This window comes from Thiocapsa sp. (assembly GCF_035467215.1).
Taxonomy (GTDB): Bacteria; Pseudomonadota; Gammaproteobacteria; order Chromatiales; family Chromatiaceae; genus Thiocapsa.
The window spans coordinates 1-4,395 of record NZ_DATITZ010000363.1 but is presented as its reverse complement, the minus strand read 5'-3'; the positions used below and the strand labels follow the sequence as shown (position 1 = coordinate 4,395).

1 protein-coding gene and 1 pseudogene are annotated in these 4,395 nt (G+C 63.5%); both read right to left on the bottom strand.

What is annotated here, in order from left to right:
* Positions 1-737 (bottom strand): annotated as a pseudogene (locus VLR48_RS19660) (electron transport complex subunit RsxC); the annotation flags it as partial.
* Positions 737-4,395, bottom strand: a 3,659-nt coding sequence (locus tag VLR48_RS19655) for a 2-oxoacid:acceptor oxidoreductase family protein (protein WP_325293400.1), incomplete at its 5' end; no start/stop codon positions are given. The gene VLR48_RS19655 and the pseudogene VLR48_RS19660, both read right to left, overlap by 1 nt.

The following is a 4,395-nucleotide window of genomic DNA, read 5'->3' as shown; positions in this document are numbered from 1 at the left end:
TCCGCGCCTTGCGGATACTTGGTCTCCACGGCCTCAGCGGTGATGGGCAGATCCTTCGGGATCACCGACCGCAGATGGGCGACCGCATCGAGCTTGTTGTCCTCCACCCCGATGATGGCCCGCCGCGCACCGGTCGCCTTGAGCGCGAGCTTGATGCCGCGGATCAGGGCATCGCTCTGCTCGAGCATGATCCGATGGTCGCAGGTCAGATAGGGCTCGCACTCGCAGCCGTTGACGACGACCGTGTCGATGACCTTGCCCGCGGGAGGCTGCATCTTGACGTGGCTCGGGAAGGCCGCGCCCCCGAGTCCGACCAGCCCGGCATCCTGCACGGCCGCGACGATCTCCTCGGGTGTCATAGCGTCGAGGTCGCGCTCCAGGTCGTACAGGACCTCTTGGCTCGCGGCCTCGTAGACCTTGAGGAAGATCGCTTGAGTCTTGGGTCCGTCGGCGGTGGGTGTCAGTGCGATTGCCCTGATCACCCCGGTCGCCGGGGCATGCATGGGTACCGACACGAACCCCTCGGCGCGGGCGATCGGCTCGCCGCGCACCACCTCCTGGCCGACCTTGACCAAGGGCACAGCCGGCGCCCCTTTATGCTGGGCGAGCGGGATGACCAGCTCGGGCGCAAAGGGAAGCCGACGGATCGGCTTATCCGCCGTCAGCTCCTTATGCTCGACCGGGTAGATCCCGTGCTCGAAGGTGCGGTGGCGTTGGAAGAGACTGAAAAGACCCATTACTGGTACTTCGCGGCCCGCTTGAGCAGCTTCTCCAGGCCCGGCTCTGCCGGGTTCCAAGGGGTGCCCGGATGGATGCACCCAGCGGTGCACTTCTCGGCGGCCTTGACGATGTCCTGATAGGAGCCGCCCTTGGGATCGATCACCTCGACCTTCTTCTCGCCGTTGTATTTGAAGATCTTGGGGTTGATCGTGATGCACTCGTCGCAGGCGGTGCATTCGGGGGTTTCGACCCAGACCGGCTCCCAGTCGGCCGCCGCACCGTTGCCCGAGCCGTTGCCGGCGCCATTGCTGCCGGCTGCCGCGGCACCGTTGCCGTTGCCGCCCGCGAAGGAGGCCAGGGCCCCGACATCGCCGCCGGCCATTGCGAGCAGACTGCTGGTCAGCTTCTGCGCCATCTCGGCCTTGGCCTGGTTGCGCACCGCCTCGACGTCGACCCTATTGAGGTACCCGCAGATCCCGCGCAACTGCGTCCAGAAGGCGCGGCGCTCTTCGCAGGAGGTCACCAGCTCTTGGGAGACCAGCACCCGCATCAAGCGGTTTTTAGCGTCCACGCCCCAGACGTAGGGGAAGTGTCCGATGCGCGCGTCCTCGTCCATGTCCAGGAACTCGGCCATGGGGATCATGGAATCGTTCCAGGTCTCGGGCGGGGCCTTGCGAAAGTGTTTACGGAACCGGCCCTCCATCATTGCAAAATCCGCAAAGGTGAAGGGCACGGTCATCTCGGCCGGCTCGCCTTTCTCGTCGGTATATTTGAGCGTCCAGTTGATCCAGTCCTGGTCGATATTCGGATTGCCCTCGATGGAGCAGCATTCCTCGAAGCTGGTGCCGGCATCCGGGTCGAAGCGGAACAGCGGATAGGCGCGCGACTCGATCGCCATACGGCTTTGATGCGTAGACATCTCGTCGCCGATGCCGTGCTCGGGCTGACAGCTCGTGTAGATGTTGAACAGCGCCGGGTGACGGGCGTTGAGTCCGTCGATGAAGCCTTCGAGCAGATGTGTCAGATTGCCGGCCGCACCGTTGAGCACGAAGCTGGTGCGGTGGGCCATGCCGATGAGCCCCATCTCCTTGCGGATCTCGGTCTTGCCTTTGCCGACCTTGCCGTAGGGGGCCATGTCGGCGACCTGGCCGATAAAGCCGGAGGTACAGGACTGCCCGCCCGTGTTGGAGTAGACCTGGGTGTCGAGCACCATGATCTTCACCGGATGGCCGGACATGAGCGCCCGCGAGAGATTCTGGAAGCCGATGTCGTACATGGCCCCGTCGCCGCCGACCGCAACGACCGGCGGGCAGAGCAGCCATTCCTCGTCGGAGAAGTCCTTCCAGTCGAAGTAGGTGAGATATTCACCGTGCTCGACTGCGTTGTAGCCGCGCTCCAGCTCCAGGCGCGCCATACGGATGGCCTTGAAGCCCTCGCCCATCTTGCGCATGTGGCCTTCGAAGAGACCGAGCGCGATCGAGGGCGAGTCCTGGAACAGGTGGTTCGACCAAGGGAAGGGATAGGGGTTGAAGGGGAAGGTCGCACCCCAGACCGAGGAGCAGCCGGTGGCGTTGACGATGCCCATGGCCGAGCGCGGCTGGGCGGCGGTGTACTGGGACTTGAGATGACGCAGCTTATCGAGCAGACCCGTCACCCAGGTCAGCCATTCGGGATCGACCGGCTCGGCGCTGCGATCCTGATCCAGCTCTGCCGAGAGGTCCGACAGACGCAGATCGGCATCTTTATGGGCATCGACGGCCTTGTTGATCGCAGCCATATTGGTCAGGTCGATCTTCGCGGCCAGCTTCAAACGCACATGCGTCTCCAGGCGGTTGATCAGATCGTCGAGCTCGGCCAGGTGTCGCTTGACACGTCCCTGCATCAATGCCGCGACGGTCGCCGTGAACAGATGGATCACCGTCTTCTCGCCGCAGCCCATGCAGGAGCCGTCACCGGAAACCATCGCCTGATAGTTCGACTTGTCGAGCAGCAGGGTCTCCAGGGCGCCGATCTTGTCATCCAGATCATCGATGCGGATGAAGTCCGGTTCCGTGGTCGGCAGCTCAAGCCAGAAGTCCCACTTGGCGCGCATCTCCTCGATCGTCTGCGTCGTCTGGGGCTCGGAGACCAACGCGCCGTCGTCGCAGACCTCGACACACTCGTTGCAGCCCTTACAGGTGTAAGGGTTGACGGTGATGCTGAAGAGCCCGCCGCTGCCTTTCTGCTTCTTCTCGCGGTTGCTCCAATAGGGCTTGGTGACGGCAAACTGATAATCGCCGAGGGCCTGCATCATGAGGCCGAATTCCTGCTCCATGATGGCCTTTTGCTCGGGCTCGCCCTGATAGGCAGCGAGGGTTTCGAGCACGGCGCGGTCCATCAGTTGGCGCATATCGGCGGCATCACCGGCCGCTTCGATGAGCTTGCGCAGACGCTTCTCCACGCTGCGAGTCTCGCGACGCAGATGCTGGGTGGGCATCCCGCGCTCGACCCGAGCGATGGCGGCGGCAAAGATGTCCGAGATCGTGTTGACCAGACCCGGGATAGCGCTGTCCGGACAGACCGAGAAACAGTTGCCGCAGGCGGTGCAGTTCTCGGGCACGTATTTCGGATAGGTGAAGCGGATCTGGGTCATGTCGCGATAGACGCCGCTTGAAGCCGGCATCAACGACAGTGCCATGTGCGGATCGGCGAGGTTGTCGCTACCGCGACCGCTCGCGTAGAAGGCGCCGGTCTGCTCCCAGAAGCGATGCACGTCGGTGATGCCGCCGTCGCCCTCGGGCAACTGCTTGAGCATGACCGGCAGACCGACCTCCTTGCGGGGCAGAAGCTGGCCGCTGATCATGGGTTTATCGACGATCTCGACGATCTCGTCGAAACCGCGGCGCACGATGCGCAGGTTGTCCTGCACGACACGCTCGCCCTTGGCGCCGAACTTGTGGCGGATCTGCTCCTCCATGGCGGCGAAGAGTCCGGCCTCGTCGAGCCCGGCGCGCTCCATCAAAGGGGATGCGGCGAAGAAGGCACCTTGGAAGGTGTTGCCCTGCATGCGGATCTGCAGCTCGGGATCGGACGCCTCTTCACGGGCAATCTTGAAGCCGTCGATGTAGTAGACGCGGATCTCGTGCTCGACGATATATTTGCGTGCGGCCGGCGGGAAGCTCGCCCAGACCTGCTCTGGGTTGTCGAGGCTCGATTGGACGATGAAGCGCCCTCCCCGATCCAGCCCGGCGAGCGGATTGGAGTGGGTGAAAACGTTCGGATCCGGGCTCAGGACCACGTCGACATAGGTGTATTCGCAGTTGAGCCGGATCGGCTCGGGTGCGGCGGAGAGGAAATAGGTCGTCGGTTGACCCTTCTTCTCCGAGCCGTACTTGGGATTGGCGCGGATGTCGAAGCCGAGTAGATCATAGAGGGTCATCGCCAGGTTCTTGCCGGTCGTGACCGCGCCCCACCCGCCGACCGAGTGCATGCGCACCGTGATGGCGCCCTTGGGCAGAAGGTTGGGGTTCTCGCTGCCGCGCAGTGAAAGCTCGCCGATGTGCGGGTACGCGTCCTTCAGACGCTGCATGCGGATCTCGTCCTTCGGATCGAAGGGTTTGCGGATGAAGTCGACCGACAGATAGAAGAATTTACGGTGCGCGGCGCCGGGGAGCATGTTCTCGATCGCGGCGATCA